Genomic DNA, 16,009 nt, shown 5'->3' with positions numbered 1-16,009 from the left:
CGGAGGCGCGCTCACCCGAGAGCAGAGGCATGCCCTCACAGCGGTAGGCTTTCGCCTTCGGGGACTGCCATCTGCATGGAGGGGCTGACAGAAGTGAACCTGCGCGACCTGGTGTACGGACTTTACGCACGCCGGGTGGAAGGCCGCCTCGACCACGACCAGGTGCCCAAGCACATCGGGGTCATCCTCGACGGCAACAGGCGCTGGGCCAAGGCGTCCGGCGGGACCACCGAACAGGGACACCAGGCGGGCGCGTACAAGATCGAGGAGTTCCTCGGCTGGTGCGCCGAGACGGACGTCGAGGTCGTCACCCTCTGGATGCTCTCCACGGACAACCTCGACCGCCCCGAGCAGGAGCTGATCCCGCTCCTCGGCATCATCGAGGACACGGTCCGCGGCCTCGCGGCCGACGGCCGCTGGCGCGTGCACCACGTGGGCACGAAGGACCTGCTGCCCGACCGCACCCAGGCCGTCCTCAAGGAGGCCGAGCAGTCCACCCACGGCAACGCCGGGATACTGGTCAACGTGGCCGTCGGGTACGGCGGCCGACAGGAGATCGCCGACGCGGTCCGCTCGCTGATCCTGGACCACGCGGACAAGGGCACGAGCCTGGAGGACGTCGCCGAGGCCGTCGACGTCGATCTGATCTCCAAGCACCTCTACACACGCGGTCAGCCGGACCCCGACCTTGTGATCCGAACGAGTGGTGAGCAGCGCCTGTCGGGCTTCATGCTCTGGCAGTCGGCCCACTCCGAGTACTACTTCTGTGAAGTTTTCTGGCCGGCCTTCCGCAAGGTCGATTTCCTGCGTGCGCTGCGTGATTACGCGGCCCGCCACCGACGCTACGGCGGCTGACACCCACGAGGTGCTCATGTCGGTGAGGCGTGAGTAACCCAGAGTTCACGGACGCGCCGTCATATGCCCTGGCATGGCTGCACGTGTTCGAGGGAATAAGCCTTCCAGGTCGACATCCGATTCACGGATGTCGTATCTCAGCGGGCGGCATGGGGCCGTCTGCCCGGGAGGCCCTTTGCACCAGGACGACCGTGCGGTGAGTACGGACGAAGTGGAGGGCCGGAGCTCGGCCCGCGCACTGCGGCACGAGACCGGTCCGGACTTCTCCCGGCATCCTTCCCGTCGCTCCCCGACCTCATCCGAGGGGGTACGTCCTTCCGTGGTGACCAGCACGAAGCGCCGCATGCCCGACAGGCGCACCTATGTTCTCGACACCAGCGTTCTGCTCGCTGACCCGAATTCCATGTACCGCTTCGACGAGCACGAAGTAGTGCTGCCCGTCGTCGTGGTCACGGAGCTGGAGGCGAAGCGGCACCATCCGGAGCTCGGCTACTTCGCCCGGCAGGCCCTGCGCCTGCTGGACGACTGCCGGGTCCGGCACGGTCGCCTGGACGCGCCGATCCCGATCGGCGATCTGGGCGGGACACTGCGCGTCGAGCTCAACCACTCCGATCCCGGCGTGCTTCCGGCCGGCTACCGGTTGGGGGACAACGACTCACGGATTCTCGCCGTCGCGCGCAACCTCCAGGCAGAGGGATACGACGTCACTGTCGTGTCGAAGGATCTGCCTCTGAGGATCAAGGCGTCCTCGGTCGGCCTCCTCGCGGAGGAGTATCGCGCCGAGCTCGCCATCACGGACTCCGGCTGGACCGGAATGTCCGAACTGACCCTCTCCGGGGAACAGGTGGACCTCCTCTTCGAGGAAGACACCCTGTATGTGCCGGAAGCGGCCGACCTGCCCGTCCACACGGGCCTCACCATCCAGTCCGAGAAGGGCAAGGCGCTGGGCCGTGTCACGGCCGAGGGCAACGTCCGTCTCGTACGCGGCGATCGCGAGGCCTTCGGCCTCAAGGGGAGGAGTGCCGAGCAGCGCATCGCGCTCGATCTGCTGCTCGACCCGGACATCGGCATCATCTCGATGGGCGGCCGGGCGGGCACCGGCAAGTCGGCTCTCGCGCTCTGTGCGGGGCTCGAAGCCGTCCTGGAGCGCCGACAGCACCAGAAGGTGATGGTCTTCAGGCCGCTGTACGCGGTGGGCGGGCAGGAGCTCGGCTATCTGCCCGGCACCGAGGCCGAGAAGATGGGCCCCTGGGCGCAGGCGGTCTTCGACACGCTCGGCTCGGTGGCGGGAAAGGCGGTCATCGAGGAGGTGACGGCGCGCGGCATGCTCGAAGTGCTCCCGCTCACCCACATCCGCGGGCGCTCGTTGCATGACGCGTTCGTGATCGTCGACGAGGCCCAATCCCTGGAGCGAAACGTTCTTCTGACCGTTCTGTCCAGGATCGGGGCGAACTCCCGAGTCGTCCTCACCCACGACGTCGCCCAGCGCGACAACCTTCGAGTGGGCCGGTACGACGGGGTAGTTGCCGTGGTCGAGAAGCTGAAGGGCCACCCGCTCTTCGCCCACGTCACGCTCACCCGCTCCGAGCGTTCGCAGATCGCGGCGCTCGTGACCGAAATGCTGGAGGACGGACAGATCTGAACCAGTTCACCCTGGTTACGCGGTAGTTGGCGCCGCCCGGCGAAGCGAAGGAGCCTAGCCGGGCGGCGTCATGGCGTCCGCCCTTTTCCGAAAAACTCCTGGGGCAAACGAGGTGTGAGCTTTCACACGGCACGGAGAATTGCCTTGCGGCCTCCGGCTGGGGCAGAGTCTGGGTCCTGTCAGGCCCCGCATGCGACACACCTGTACCCCCAGCGGTACCGCAACTCGGAAACACCAGAACTTCATAGTGGCCGTCGCATGCCGCCCGAAGCACCACGCGGCACTCCCCTCACGGGAGTTGCCCACCGGGCCCGTGCCTCCCGTGACCGAGAACCAAGCGGAGGCCAGCGTCCAGGGGCACGATTGCGTCCGCGAGGTCACCTATGCGGGCGATGCTGGAAGGAAACCGTGTGAGCCGGATTTCGGTCCGGGGATTCGCCGTGGCATCCGCCACCGCGGTCACCACTGTCGGCGCTGTTGTTGGTGTCGCTTCGGGCAGCACCCCGGGCGCCTCGAACGACAACGACTTCGAGGCGACGGCGAGCGAAGCGACGCTCCTCGCAGACATCCCCGCGGGTCAGCAGGCCCAGGTACAGACCGCGTCCCTGACGCAGCAGGCCGACGCACAGGCCATGGCTGCCGACACGGCGGCGAAGAAGTCGGCGGCTGAAGCAGCGCGTAAGCAGGCCGCGGAGTCGGCCATCGCGAAGCAGAAGGCCGCGGCGAAGGCGGAGAAGCAGGAGGCCGCCGACAAGGCGGCAGCCAAGAAGGAGCGCGAGGAGCAGGCCGAGACCAAGTCCAGCCGTTCCTCCACGCGTGACGCCGGCGACTTCACCAAGCAGTCCTCGTACTCCGTCTCGCAGGTCCAGGCGATGGCACGGCAGATGGTCCCCGGTGACCAGTTCCAGTGCTTCAGCAACATCGTCAACCACGAGTCCACCTGGAACTACCAGGCCAGCAACGCCTCTTCGGGCGCCTACGGTCTCGTCCAGGCACTGCCCGGCTCCAAGATGTCCTCGGCCGGAGCCGACTGGCAGACGAACCCCGCCACGCAGATCAAGTGGGGTCTCGGCTACATGAACGACCGCTACGGAAGCCCGTGCGGAGCCTGGGACTTCTGGCAGGCGAACAACTGGTACTGAGCCGCTGATCGCTCAACCTTCTAAGGCCCCTCACCGTCCTTCGGTGGGGGGTCTCTGCCGTGTACGGTCATTTCGACAACTTCCAGGGGGGAGTGGTGGGGCAAGACGGGGGAAGAGGACGGATCATGTCGCGAGTGCCAGAGTGGATCGGCAGCCTCGGTGCCGGGCTTTCCCGGATGGGCGAGCGGATGGGGCAGCAGGACGAGCCCTATCCCGGCCCTGAGGACGGTCCCGGGACGTCGCGGCGGTCGGCCGCCGACGACGCTGCCGCCGCCGCCGAGGGGGACGCGGCGGCCCACGCGGCCACCGACGCGGAGCAGGAGGAGCAGGTCGTGCCCGCCCCGCCCGCGTACGCGCCGGCCGTGTCGGCGCGGCCCGACCCCGTCTCGGCGGTGCCGTGGGGGATGCGGGTGGCGGCCGAGGCAGGCTGGCGCCTTCTCGTACTCGCGGGCACGCTCTGGGTGTTGATGAAGGTCATCACCGCCGTGCAGCTCGTCGTCTTCGCCTTCGTCGCCGCGCTGCTCATCACCGCGATGCTCCAGCCGACCGTGGTCAGGCTCAAGCGGCTCGGGCTGCCGCGGGGACTCGCGACGGCTGTCACGGCCGTATCGGGCTTCGTCATCATGGGGCTGGTCGGCTGGTTCGTCGTATGGCAGGTCATGGAGAACGCGGACACGCTCTCCAGTCAGGTCCAGAACGGCATCGACGACCTGCGCAACTGGCTGCTCACCAGCCCGTTCCACGTGACCGAGGACCAGATCAACGACATCGCCAAGAGCCTGCGCGAGGCGGTCGGGGCGAACACGGAGGAGCTGACGTCGGCGGGGCTCGAAGGGGTCACCGTGATCGTGGAGGCCATGACCGGCATCCTGCTCGCGATGTTCTCGACGCTGTTCCTGCTGTACGACGGCAAGCGCATCTGGCAGTGGTTCCTGAAGCTGGTCCCGGCGCCCGCGCGGCCCGGAATCGCGGGGGCGGGTCCGCGTGCGTGGCGCACGCTGACGGCCTATGTGCGCGGCACGGTGATAGTGGCTCTGATCGACGCGATCTTCATCGGCCTGGGGATCTACTTCCTCGGGGTGCCGATGGCTGTTCCGCTGGCCGTCTTCATCTTCCTGTTCGCGTTCATCCCGCTGGTGGGCGCGGTGGTCTCGGGCGCGCTAGCCGTGGTGGTCGGCCTGGTGACCCAGGGCGTCTTCACCGGCGTGATGACCCTGGTCGTGGTCCTCGCGGTGCAGCAGATCGAGGGCCACATCCTCCAGCCCTTCATCCTCGGGCGCGCGGTACGGGTGCATCCCCTGGCCGTCGTGCTCTCGGTGGCCGCGGGTGGCCTCGTCGGCGGGATCGGCGGCGCGGTGGTGGCCGTACCGCTGGTGGCCGTGACGAACACGGTGGTGGGTTATCTGCGGGCGTACTCGCGGGAGGCGGCCCTGAAGCAGGCGCCGCAGCCGCGCGGGGCGACGGCGGCCGACATCGCCCCGGTGGAGCCTCCGGCCCGCTCGTCGGGCTCGGAGACGTAGGCCAGAGGCGCGCGACGAGAACGGCCCCGCTCAGCGACTGCTGAGCGGGGCCGTTCTCGTCGGGCCCGAGGCGGGGTGGGCCTTACGCCAGGGACTCCTCGGAGTCCAGCGTCACGCCGACCGCCTGGATGACCGCGGCGATCTTGACGGCTTCCTGGATCGTCTCGCGATCCACGCCCGCCTTGCGCAGCACCTGCTCGTGGGAGTCGAGGCACTGGCCGCAGCCGTTGATCGCGGAGACCGCGAGCGACCACAGCTCGAAGTCGACCTTCTCCACGCCCGGGTTGCCGATGACGTTCATCCGCAGACCGGCCCGCAGCGTCCCGTACTCGGGGTCCGAGAGCAGGTGACGCGTGCGGTAGAAGACGTTGTTCATCGCCATGACGGCCGCGGCCGACTTGGCGGCGGTGTACGCCTCGGGGGAGAGGTTCGCCTTCGCCTCGGGCTCCAGCTCGCGCAGCACCTTGGTGGAGCGGGAGGCGATCGCGCAGGCGAGCACCGTGCCCCAGAGCTGCTGCTTCGGCAGGTCCGAGTTGCCGATGACCGAGCCGAGGTTCAGCTTCAGGTCCTTGGCGTAGTCCGGTACGGCGGACTTCAGTTCGTCGAGTGCCATGTCAATAGGCTCCGTTCACTCGCCCGAGAGCAGCGCGACCGGGTCCAGGGTCTCGTCGCCCTGGGTCCAGTTGCAGGGGCACAGCTCGTCCGTCTGGAGGGCGTCGAGGACCCGGAGGACCTCCTTGGGGTTACGGCCCACGGAACCGGCGGTCACCATCGTGAACTGGATCTCGTTGTTCTGGTCGACGATGAAGACGGCGCGCTGGGCGAAGCCGTCCTCGCCCTCGATGCCGAGGTCACGCATGAGCTCGTGCTTCGAGTCGGCCAGCATCGGGAAGGGCAGGTCCGTCAGGTCCGGGTGGTCCTTGCGCCAGGCGTGGTGCACGAACTCGGAGTCACCGGAGAAGCCGAGGATCTGGGCGTCACGGTCAGCGAACTCTTCGTTCAGCTTGCCGAAGGCGGCGATCTCGGTCGGGCACACGAAGGTGAAGTCCTTGGGCCACGCGAAGACGATCTTCCACTTGCCCTCGTAGGTCTTGTGGTCGATCTGCTGGAACTCCGAGCCCTTCTCCAGCGAGACACAGGCAGTCAGATCGAACTGGGGGAACTTGTCACCGACAGTGAGCACGCGCTCTCCTTGCTGCAAAGAAAATCCCTTTTGGGGAGTTTCCTGGGGGGTTGGACTGGTGTTGATGGTGGCACAGGGTGCATTGATTATGGAAATAGCTAGAGTGGGTCGTGTTGATCGGACCTGGCTATCAGTCCCGGTAGTAAAGGGGACGAGTGAGAAGGAGGAGTGCCGTGGCCACCAGTGCCAAGCCCGCGGCCAAGCGCGGCGCCCGCCAGCCGAGCCTCGCCCAGCTGCGCGCCTTCGCCGCCGTCGCCGAGCATCTGCACTTCCGCGACGCCGCCGCCGCGATCGGCATGAGCCAGCCCGCGCTCTCCGGCGCCGTGTCCGCTCTGGAGGAGACGCTCGGGGTCACCCTGCTTGAGCGTACGACCCGCAAGGTGCTGCTCTCGTCGGCGGGCGAGCGCCTCGCGGTGCGGGCCAGGGCCGTGTTGGAGGAGGTCGGGGCGCTGATGGAGGAGGCCGACGCGGTGCGCGCCCCGTTCACCGGAGCGCTGCGGCTCGGCGTGATCCCGACCGTGGCGCCCTATCTGCTGCCCACGTTCATCGGGCTCGTCCACCAGAAGTACCCGGACCTCGATCTCCAGGTGCACGAGGAGCAGACCTCGTCGCTGATCGAGGGGCTCGGCGCGGGGCGGCTCGATCTGCTCCTTCTCGCCGTGCCGCTCGGCGTGCCGGGGGTCACCGAAATGCCGCTGTTCGACGAGGACTTCGTGCTCGTCACACCCCTCGACCACTGGCTCGGCGGGCGCGAGGGGATTTCGCGCGACGCGCTGCGCGAGCTGAACCTGCTGCTGCTCGACGAAGGGCACTGCCTGCGCGACCAGGCCCTGGACATCTGCCGGGAGGCCGGGCGCGCGGACGCCCCGGTGACCACGACCGCCGCCGGGCTCTCCACCCTCGTACAGCTGGTGGCCGGCGGGCTCGGCGTGACGCTGCTTCCGCGCACCGCGGTCCGCGTCGAGACCAGCCGCAGCAACCAGCTGCTCACCGGGTACTTCGCCGATCCGGCCCCGACCCGGCGCATCGCCCTGGCGATGCGTACGGGGGCCGCGCGCGGGGCGGAGTACGAGACGCTCGCCGCCGCCCTGAGGGGGGCCCTGAAGCCGTTGCCGGTGCGGGTGTTGTGACCCCGCACCGGCAACGCCCCGCTCCCGTTTGAGGGAGTTACTCCGTCCGCAGGCCGTCCGGGCGCATCATGCGCCACAGCGGCGGCAGGCTGAGCAGTGTCACGACCGCGACGAGCGCGGCCCCGGCGCCGGTCAGGGGCAGGAAGATCCACCAGTCCTCGACCGACTTCTCGATCATGCGGACCATGACGAGCCCGAGACCGAGGCCGCCCGCGACGGCGAGGCCGAGGCCCAGCGCCACCGGGATCGCCGTCTGCCACAGGACCGACCACGCCATCGACGAGCGGCGCGTGCCGAACGCGGTGAGGGCGGCCAACAGGCGCTTTCGCTCACGCAGTTGCTCCAGCATCGACACCAGCATGGACGCCGCGATGAGGACCATCGTCGCCATCGCGCCGATCTGCAGACCGGTCTGGATGGAGGCGTACTGCTTGTCCCGCTCGACCGCGCGCAGCGTCATCACGTTGAGGAACGGGTCGATGCGGGCCGCGGTGTTGCGGATGTACTCCTCGTTGTCCGGCACGTCCGGATCGATCTGGATCATGGCGTTCGTGGAGGCGTCGACCAGCTTGGCCGGGGCGACCGCGCCGGGGGTGGCGAAGATGCCGTCGTGCAGGTCGCCGCCCGGGTCGGGGCGGGCCTTGACCGTGCGCGAGTCGGCGGGCAGCGTCCACGGGACGTGCTTGTGGCCGGGTTCGTCCCAGCTGACGGAGTTCAGGTCGACGGGCTTGCCGGGGCGGGCCGCCTCGTCGACCCACTTGTTCATCTCGGAGTCCCCGGAGTGCACGACGAACGTGTCGCCGTCCTTGCACGAGCTGATCCTTGCCAGCTCGCGCAGGTTCGCGCAGGTGCCGACCGTCAGCTCGGTGGTGGGCCTGAGGTCGTCGGCGTTCTTCAGCTCGCCGGGCTTCACGACGTACGAGACGACCGTGCCGATGACGTTCTTGACGCCCTTGGTGGTACGGAACTTGTCGATCATCTGCTCGGCGAGGTCGCCGTTTCCGACATCCGCGCGCACCTGGAGCTTGGCCCGGCCGGGGTCGTTGTCCGTGACCCGGTCGAATTCGTTGTGCATGGAGCCGAACATCATCTGCAGGGCGATGGCGCCCGCCACCGCGACCGTGATGCCGCTGACCGCGCGGGCCGCCGTGCCGCTGCTCAACTGGAGCCTGCGGATGGCGAGCTGCCAGGGCACGGGGCCACCGCGAAGCCGGGCCACGGCCGCCTCGACGAGCCAGGGGAGCAGCGCGGCAAGGCCGACCAGGGTGAGCGTCGCGCCCAGGCCGATGGCGTAGACCGGCGGGGTCGTGCTGCCCGCGAGGCGGCCCGAGGCCAGCAGGATGCCGATGCCTGCCACCGGCATCAGGACGCGCCACCAGATCCGGCGCTTGCGGGGCTTCGCGCTGCGGAAGACGCCGAGCGGCTCGATGGAGACGGCGCGCAGCGAGATCAGCGTGACCACGAAGGCGGTGAGCGGGACGGTCAGCAGGACGAGCACCGCGAGGCCGGGCACCGGCGTCACGTCGGTGGCGAAAGCGCTGACCTTCCACACGTCGAACACGCCGAGCAGCTCGCGAAGGCCCAGGAACGCGAGGCAGCCGAAGGCAAGGCCGAGCAGCGCTCCGCACAGGGCCTCGCCCGCCGCGATCCTGCGCACCGCCCGTGCGTCCGCGCCGACAAGGCGCAGCGCGGCGAGGCGCTTGTCCCGCCGGTCGCCGCCGAACCGGACCGCCGTGCCGATGAAGATGACCACGGGAGTCAGCAGGACCACGCAGCCGATGACGACAAGGACGATCAGGATCGGATCCAGCGGCTCCGGCGGCTCCTTGTAGCCGAACTGCGTGACACGGTGGCCGCCCTTGGCCGGGGTGAGCGCGTCGGAACCGGCGTAGAAGTAGAGCTCCTGAGGGTGGACGAGGCCCGCGTCGCCGATGGTGCCCGTGATGCGGTACCGGTCGAAGCGCTCCTTGAGGAGCTTGGCATCCGAGCTGTTCAAGAGGTCGCGCAGAGCGGGCGAGACGACCATCTCGCCGTCCGCGGGCAGCTTCGTCAGGCCGGGCGGCAGGACGGGGTGCTCGCCCTCGGCGCGCACCGTACGGCCTACCACCGTCGAGTCGCGGAAGTCGGTGTCGGCGGAGAGCGTGAGGACGGTGGAGTCGGAGCGCTTGTGCGTCTTGCCGTCGAACTGGCCCGAATCCGAGCGGGCCACCGAGCGGTCCTCCCGGCTCTGGAGCATGCTCGGCACGGAGGCCGCGCCGAGCAGCAGCGCCACGCCGAGGCCGACGCCGACCGCGGTCATGATCGTGCGGGCCCAGCCCGCACGGCCGCCGCCGACGGCGAACCGTATGCCCATCACGAGATCGCGGACCCAGGCACGGACGCCCGTCGGCGCGGTGTGCCCGGGGAGTGGCGCCGCAGGCCCCGTACGGGCCTTGGCGTGGGTGTCGAGGCTCATATGGCCCGCTCCATGTCCCGCGACTTGCCGTCGCGCACGACGATCTCGCGGTCGGAGTAGGCGGCGACCCGCGTCTCGTGCGTGACCAGGACCACGGCCGCGTTCGTGGAGCGTGCGGCGTCGGTGAGCAGCTCCATCACGCGCTCGCCGTTGAGCGAGTCGAGCGCGCCGGTCGGCTCGTCGGCGAAGAGGACGCGCGGGCTTGTGGCGAGCGCGCGGGCCACGGCGACGCGCTGGCCCTGACCGCCGGAGACCTCGCCGGGCCGCTTGGCGGCGACGCCCTCGACCTCCAGGCGCTCCATCCAGGTACGGGCGGTCGCTTCGGCGTCCTTGCGCTTGGCTCCGTTGAGGCGCAGCGGAAGCGCGACGTTTTCCACGCACGTCAGCTCGGGGACCAGCTGCCCGAACTGGAAGACGAACCCGAACTCGCTGCGGCGCAGGGCGCTCAGCGCGGCGTCCGGCAGGCCCGTGAGCTCGCGGCCGTTGTACGTGATGGAGCCCGAGTCGGGCTTGACGATCCCCGCGAGGCAGTGCAGGAGCGTTGACTTCCCGGAGCCGGACGGGCCCATGACGGCGACGACCTCTCCGGGATGGATGGAGAACCCGGCGTCGTCGAGCGCGGTCGTCGGACCGTACGTCTTGCGAAGGCCTGAGGCGGTGAGGAGGGAACCTGCGGGGGTCATGCGGAGCGCACCTCCAGGGCGAGCTTGCCGAGGCGTGCGGCGGCCAGTTCGAGCCATCGGAGATCGGCTTCGAGGTGGAAGAGCGCGTGGTCGCAGATCAGCTGGTCGGCGAGGTCGCCCTTGCGCTTGCGGTCGGTGAGGATGCGCATCAGGCGCAGGTGTTCGGCGCGCTGGGCGTCGAGCATCTCCGAGGCGTCGCGCTCGGTGAGCAGCGCGAGGACGACCTTCGTGTAGAGGGTCGACTGGAGGTAGGGCTCGGGCTTCTCCGGGGTGGCGAGCCACTGCTCGACATCGGTGATCCCGGCTTCGGTGATCGCGTACCGCTTGCGCTCGGGCCCACCCTCCGTCTCTACGCCGTCGACCTCGACGAGGCCGTTCTTCAGGAGGCGGGACATGGTCGAGTAGACCTGCCCGTAGTGCAACGGTTTGTCGTGACCGAACTTTTCGTCGAAGGTGCGCTTGAGGTCGTAGCCGTGGCGCGGGCCGGACTCAAGGAGGCCGAGGAGGGTGTGACCGATGGACATGCGGAGCACTCTACACGGTGTGTATACGTGGCATGTATACCTCCAGTGCGGAGGTCACAGGTTCGAGAAGGGCGCAACCTTCTGGGCCCCCGGATCGTCGATTTACTGGGAGCAATCACCGGTGCCCGTGGGGCAGTGCTGATTGTCACGTCCGGAAAAGGCCGGATCGGCAGTCCTTTGTCCCCAGGTGCGGTGTTAGCTTCTTGAGCTGACTTGCCGGTCATATGGTCGGCCGACTGTCCGTCCCGCTGTACGGGCGACACCGCACGACGGCATACGGACACGCGAACGAGACGGAAGCGGAGCACACACACTCATGGGCCGAGCGGAAGAGCGACAGGCGCGGCAGCGCGGTGCGCGCCGGGCAGCGCGCAAGCGCCCCGCCGGTGACGGCAAACCCAAGCGCAAGGGCATACGCCGCATCTTCACGCTGAAGAAGATCCTGGGTACGTTCTTCGGGCTCTGCCTGCTCGGCATGCTCGGCTTCGTCGTTCTCTACATGATGGTCGAGGTGCCCGAGGGCAACGCCGCGGCCAAGCTCCAGAGCAACGTCTACAAGTACAAGGACGGCAAGGTCATCGCCAGGACCGGCGAGCTGAACCGCGAGGTCGTCGACCTGGACAAGGTCCCCAAGGACGTGCAGCGGACCTTCGTGGCCGCCGAGAACAAGTCCTTCTACAAGGACAAGGGCGTCGACTTCAAGGGCACGGCCCGCGGCCTGCTCAACACGGTCACCGGCAAGGGCAAGCAGGGTGGCTCGACGATCACCCAGCAGTACGTCAAGAACTACTACTTGACGCAGGACCAGACGGTGACCCGTAAGTTCAGGGAACTGGTCATCTCGCTGAAGGTGGACCAGAACAGGAGCAAGGACGACATCCTCGCCGGGTACATCAACACCAGCTACTACGGCCGCGGCGCCTACGGGATCCAGGCCGCGGCGCAGGCGTACTACGGCATCGACGCCGAGAAGCTGGACGTCACCCAGGGCGCCTATCTCGCGGCCCTCCTCCAGGCCCCCAGCCAGTACGACTGGACCTCCGCCACGGACGCCAGCAGGAAGCTGGTCGAGGCGCGCTGGAACTACGTGCTCGACAACATGGTCGAGGAGGGCTGGCTGCCCGCGAGCGAGCGCGAGGGCCTGAAGTTCGACAAGCCCCAGTCGCCCAAGGCCGCGCCGGGCCTTGAGGGGCAGACCGGGTACCTCGTGAAGGAGGCCAAGGCCGAGGTCATGAAGGCCGGCCACCTCAGCGAGGAGCAGTTCGACGCGGGCGGCTATTCGATCACGCTCAACATCGACGAGAAGAAGCAGAAGCAGCTGGAGAAGGCCGTCGGCAAGAAGCTGAACGACAAGCTCGACCCGGACAAGAACAAGGCCGACGCCCGGGTGCAGGCGGGCGCCGCGTCCGTCGACCCCAAGACCGGCAAGGTCCTTGCGATGTACGGCGGCAAGGACTACGTGAAGCACTTCACGAACAACGCCACCCGGCGCGACTACCAGCCCGCCTCCACCTTCAAGCCGCTGATCCTGGCCGCCGCCCTGGAGGAGAGCGCCACGAACCAGTCCGGCCAGCCGATCACGGCGAACACGATCTACGACGGCACCAGCAAGCGCCCCGTCAAGGGCAGCGACGTCGGCTTCGCCCCGCCGAACGAGGACGACAAGAGCTACGGCCCGGTCACCGTCCAGAAGGCGATGAACAAGTCCGTCAACTCCGTCTTCGCGCAGATGGGCGTGGACGTCGGCATGGACGACGTACTGGCGACCGCGGGCAAGCTCGGCATGAACGTCGAGGATCTGCCCGCCGTGCCCGCGCAGACCCTGGGCACCATGGGCGCGAGCCCGCTGGAGATGGCGGGCGTCTACGCCACCCTCGACAACCACGGCAAGAAGGTCACCCCGGCGATCGTGGCCTCCGTCGAGCACAAGGACCGCACGATCGACCTGCCCGACCCGATCGGCGACCAGGTCGTCGAGCGCGGCACCGCGGACGCGCTCACCTCGGTCCTGACCGGCGTGGTCGACGACGGTACGGGCAGCGCGGTGCGCAGCCCCGTGCAGGACGTGGCGGGCAAGACCGGTACGTCCGACGACAACAAGTCGGCCTGGTTCACCGGCTACACGCCGAAGCTCGTGACCTCCGTCGGCCTCTTCGGCGAGGGCGCCGCGGGCACGGCCGAGGAGAGCAAGCAGGTCTCCATGAAGGGCGCGGGCGGTCTGCCGCGTGTCGACGGCGGCAGCTTCCCGGCGCAGATCTGGGCGGCGTACACCTTCAAGGCGATGGGTTCGCCCAGCGAGTTCGACCTGGACACGTCCATGGGCGCGGCCATCGCGCCGCCCCCGGACCCGACGACGAGCGCCCCTGACGAGCCGACGGACGAGCCCTCGGACACGCAGGACCCGACGACGAAGCCGCCGTCCGACGACCCGACATCGGACAAGCCGTCGGACACCCCGACGACGGAGGGGCCCACGGACGATCCGACGACGGACGACCCGACGGACCCGACGGACGAGCCGGACCCGAGCGACTCCATCGAGATCCCGGAGAACCCGAACGGGAGTGGAAACGGGAGCGGGAACGGGCGGCAGGGCAGGGGCTGACGGCCACAGCCGCACGGCACGGCGAAGGGGCCCACGAGCAACTGCTCGTGGGCCCCTTCGCCGTGAACTGCTCCGTGAACTGCTCCGGGCGCTGCTCCGTGAACAGCTCTCAGCGCTGCTCCGGGCTCAGCTGTGGTTCAGCTCGAACCAGACCACCTTGCCGGTGCTCAGACGCGTCGCGCCCCACCGCCGGGCCAGCTTGTTCACCAGATAGAGCCCGCGTCCGCCCTCGTCCGTGGCCCGCGCCTGTCTCAGCCGCGGAAGCTGCGGCACCTCGTCCCCGACCTCGCAGCGCAGGACGTCCGTGCGCAGCAGACGCAGGGTCACCGGACGGGACGCGTACCGTACGGCGTTCGTCACGACCTCGCTGACCAGGAGCTCCAGGGAGTCGGTCAGCTCCTGCAGGCCCCAGCGCTCCAGGGCGCTGCGGGCCAGGCGCCGGGCACGGGCGGGCGTGGCGTCCTCCGGCTCCAGGTACCAGTACGCGACGTCGCTCGGCGCGATCCCGTCGAAGCGGGCGGCGAGCAGCGCGATGTCGTCGTCCCGGTCGCCGGGGCCGAGCATGTCGAGCACGTCGTCGCAGAGGGCTTCCAGGGGCGGCGGATGGTCCGGTCCCGTCAACTGGGCGGTCGCCGCGAGCCGCTCGCGCAGCTGCTCTATGCCCGTCCACACGTCACGCAGCCGGGACTCGACCAGGCCGTCCGTGTACAGCAGCAGGGTGGCGCCCGCGGGCGCGTCCAGCTCCACGGCCTCGAAGTCGACGCCGCCCACGCCGATGGGGGCGCCCGGCGGCACCCGCAGGACCTCCGCACGGCCTCCCAGGTGCAGCAGGACGGGCGGCGGGTGGCCGGCGTTGGCGATGGTGATGCGGTGGGCGACCGGGTCGTAGACCGCGTAGAGGCAGGTGGCCATCCGGTCCGAGCCGAGCCGCTGGGCCTGCTCGTCCAGGTGGTGCAGGACCTCCTGGGGCGGCAGGTCGAGCCCGGCCAGGGTCTGCGCGGTCGTCCGCAGCTGGCCCATGATCGCGGCCGAGGTCATGGAGTGCCCCATGACATCGCCCACGACGAGCGCGACGCGGCTGCCGGGCAGCGGGATCGCGTCGTACCAGTCGCCGCCGACGCGGGCGGTCTCGGCGGCCGGGAGGTAGCGGGACGCCAGGCGGACGCCGGTCGGGCGCGGCAGCGTCTCGGGGAGCATCGTGCGCTGGAGCTCGTCGGCGATGTACGCCTCGCGGCCGTAGAGCACGGCCTTGTCGATGCCGAGCGCGCTGTGCGTGGCCAGCTGGGCGGCGACCAGGAGGTCGTCGTTCTCGAACGCGGGCCGGTCGGGGCGGCGCAGGAACACCGCGGCGCCGATCACCCGGCGCCTGCCCCGCAGCGGGGCGAGGATCGTCCGCTGCCCGGCCGGCGCGGTGCGGCCCTCGCCGAGCAGTTCGGGCAGTGCGGCGCGGGCCGCGGGGCCGTCGGCGAAGACCGGGCGGACGCCGCGCAGGACCTCGGCGAGGGCGCCGCCGGGGTTCACCTCGCACAGCTCGGCGGTCGTCACGAGGTCGCTCTGCACCTGGAGGGCGGGCAGGGCGCCGCCGTCGGTGTCGGTCTCCTCCGCCCCCTCCTCGATCGAGCGCAGCCGGTCGGTACGGCGCAGACGCAGGACGAGGGTGCCGCTCGGCCGCTCCTCGCCGACCGGCAGCGGGTCGCGGAGGTAGACCAGTATCGCGTCGGAGAACGTCGGCACCGTGGCCCGGCACAGGCCCATCACGATCTCGTCCAGGTCGATGCCGCGGGCGATGCGCCGGGTAGCGGCGCCCACGAAGCGCAGCCGGTCGCCGTCGCGTCGCATCGCCGCCGGTCCTGAGCCCGGCGGCCGTGGTTGTCCCGTACGCCGCTCCTCACCGCCCGGGGCGCCCGCCGGGGCGCCGTCGAGGATGTCCTGTCCTTCGCCCTGTCCGGCCGCCGGATCGGGGCCCGGGCGTGCGGGCACGCCTTCGGGGGCGGGGCGCGGCCGGTGCGGGTCGGGCTGCTGGGCCGATGGGCCCGACGACTGGGAGTGCTCGTCGCTGGGTCCTGCGGCCGGGTCGCCCGTCCGGGCCTGAGCCTGTGCGGGGAAAGCGGCCGTGCCCGGGGCGTCCCGCGTCTTTCGGGCGCGCGCAAGGGCCCCGCGGGGATCCGCGGGGGCTGCGGGCCGGGCAGCTCGGGGCTGTCGGCCCTCGTCGGGGATGGAATGCTCCGTCACGCGTTTCGAATCCGTCCGTCCGGGGCTGCGCCTTGGTG

The 16,009-nt window shown here is 69.7% G+C and carries 12 protein-coding genes; 6 read left to right on the top strand and 6 right to left on the bottom strand.

All coding sequences use genetic code 11. From position 1 onward, the window contains the following. Positions 1 to 93: 93 nt before the first annotated feature. The 4 genes from ACFVXC_RS10810 to ACFVXC_RS10795 all read left to right on the top strand — a co-directional run bounded on the left by ACFVXC_RS10810 (position 94) and on the right by ACFVXC_RS10795 (position 5,159). The gene (locus ACFVXC_RS10810) at positions 94 to 855 is read left to right on the top strand and encodes an isoprenyl transferase (protein ID WP_389904425.1); all 762 of its coding nucleotides are present in this window, start codon (positions 94 to 96) and stop codon (positions 853 to 855) included. 319 nt (positions 856 to 1,174) lie between these two features. Then, positions 1,175 to 2,497 carry a PhoH family protein gene (locus ACFVXC_RS10805; protein ID WP_389903785.1) on the top strand — a complete coding sequence of 441 codons (1,323 nt, stop codon included), beginning with the start codon at positions 1,175 to 1,177 and terminating at the stop codon, positions 2,495 to 2,497. A gap of 392 nt (positions 2,498 to 2,889) precedes the next feature. Next, positions 2,890 to 3,639 (top strand): lytic transglycosylase domain-containing protein, encoded by a 750-nt coding sequence (locus ACFVXC_RS10800; RefSeq protein ID WP_389903783.1) that lies wholly within the window; start codon positions 2,890 to 2,892, stop codon positions 3,637 to 3,639. 125 nt (positions 3,640 to 3,764) lie between these two features. Next, a complete protein-coding gene (locus ACFVXC_RS10795; RefSeq protein ID WP_389903781.1) occupies positions 3,765 to 5,159 on the top strand; it encodes an AI-2E family transporter in 1,395 nt (464 codons plus the stop codon). 82 nt (positions 5,160 to 5,241) lie between these two features. Here the strand turns inward: ACFVXC_RS10795 and ACFVXC_RS10790 are convergent, their stop codons facing one another. Continuing rightward, positions 5,242 to 5,772 carry an alkyl hydroperoxide reductase gene (locus ACFVXC_RS10790; protein ID WP_389903779.1) on the bottom strand — a complete coding sequence of 177 codons (531 nt, stop codon included), beginning with the start codon at positions 5,770 to 5,772 and terminating at the stop codon, positions 5,242 to 5,244. 15 nt (positions 5,773 to 5,787) lie between these two features. After that, positions 5,788 to 6,342 (bottom strand): peroxiredoxin, encoded by a 555-nt coding sequence (locus ACFVXC_RS10785; protein ID WP_361181899.1) that lies wholly within the window; start codon positions 6,340 to 6,342, stop codon positions 5,788 to 5,790. Between the two features lie 173 nt (positions 6,343 to 6,515). Between ACFVXC_RS10785 and ACFVXC_RS10780 the strand changes: the two genes are divergently transcribed. Continuing rightward, complete coding sequence (locus tag ACFVXC_RS10780) at positions 6,516 to 7,472, top strand: LysR substrate-binding domain-containing protein (RefSeq protein WP_389903776.1); 957 nt, start codon at positions 6,516 to 6,518, stop codon at positions 7,470 to 7,472. A 37-nt stretch (positions 7,473 to 7,509) separates the two neighbouring features. Here ACFVXC_RS10780 and ACFVXC_RS10775 read toward each other — a convergent pair whose 3' ends face one another. From ACFVXC_RS10775 to ACFVXC_RS10765, 3 genes are read right to left on the bottom strand one after another with little or no spacing between them, the layout of a single operon-like run. After that, positions 7,510 to 9,927 carry an FtsX-like permease family protein gene (locus ACFVXC_RS10775; protein WP_389903773.1) on the bottom strand — a complete coding sequence of 806 codons (2,418 nt, stop codon included), beginning with the start codon at positions 9,925 to 9,927 and terminating at the stop codon, positions 7,510 to 7,512. Further along, a complete protein-coding gene (locus ACFVXC_RS10770; protein ID WP_389903770.1) occupies positions 9,924 to 10,610 on the bottom strand; it encodes an ABC transporter ATP-binding protein in 687 nt (228 codons plus the stop codon). The genes ACFVXC_RS10775 and ACFVXC_RS10770 overlap by 4 nt, the downstream gene beginning before the upstream one ends. Next, positions 10,607 to 11,134, bottom strand: a complete 528-nt coding sequence (locus ACFVXC_RS10765) for a PadR family transcriptional regulator (protein WP_389903767.1) — start codon at positions 11,132 to 11,134, stop codon at positions 10,607 to 10,609. Before ACFVXC_RS10765 ends, ACFVXC_RS10770 begins: the two co-directional genes overlap by 4 nt. 316 nt (positions 11,135 to 11,450) lie before the next feature. Between ACFVXC_RS10765 and ACFVXC_RS10760 the strand changes: the two genes are divergently transcribed. After that, positions 11,451 to 13,739: a transglycosylase domain-containing protein gene (locus ACFVXC_RS10760; RefSeq protein ID WP_389903765.1), complete on the top strand. Its 2,289-nt coding sequence runs from the start codon at positions 11,451 to 11,453 to the stop codon at positions 13,737 to 13,739. Positions 13,740 to 13,865: 126 nt separating this feature from the next. Here ACFVXC_RS10760 and ACFVXC_RS10755 read toward each other — a convergent pair whose 3' ends face one another. Continuing rightward, on the bottom strand, positions 13,866 to 15,971 hold the full coding sequence (locus ACFVXC_RS10755; protein ID WP_389903763.1) for a SpoIIE family protein phosphatase: 2,106 nt from the start codon (positions 15,969 to 15,971) through the stop codon (positions 13,866 to 13,868). Positions 15,972 to 16,009 lie beyond the last annotated feature (38 nt).

The sequence above is a fragment of the Streptomyces sp. NPDC058257 genome (assembly GCF_042881845.1).
Lineage (GTDB): Bacteria > Actinomycetota > Actinomycetes > Streptomycetales > Streptomycetaceae > Streptomyces.
This window is presented reverse-complemented; position numbering and strand designations above follow the sequence as displayed.

Coding starts and splice junctions, on each gene's coding strand:
- ACFVXC_RS10770 (WP_389903770.1), bottom strand. CDS start 10,610: ATGACCCCCGCAGGTTCCCTCCTCACCGCCTCAGGCCTTCGCAAGACG.
- ACFVXC_RS10765 (WP_389903767.1), bottom strand. CDS start 11,134: ATGTCCATCGGTCACACCCTCCTCGGCCTCCTTGAGTCCGGCCCGCGC.
- ACFVXC_RS10795 (WP_389903781.1), top strand. CDS start 3,765: ATGTCGCGAGTGCCAGAGTGGATCGGCAGCCTCGGTGCCGGGCTTTCC.
- ACFVXC_RS10790 (WP_389903779.1), bottom strand. CDS start 5,772: ATGGCACTCGACGAACTGAAGTCCGCCGTACCGGACTACGCCAAGGAC.
- ACFVXC_RS10760 (WP_389903765.1), top strand. CDS start 11,451: ATGGGCCGAGCGGAAGAGCGACAGGCGCGGCAGCGCGGTGCGCGCCGG.
- ACFVXC_RS10800 (WP_389903783.1), top strand. CDS start 2,890: ATGCTGGAAGGAAACCGTGTGAGCCGGATTTCGGTCCGGGGATTCGCC.
- ACFVXC_RS10775 (WP_389903773.1), bottom strand. CDS start 9,927: ATGAGCCTCGACACCCACGCCAAGGCCCGTACGGGGCCTGCGGCGCCA.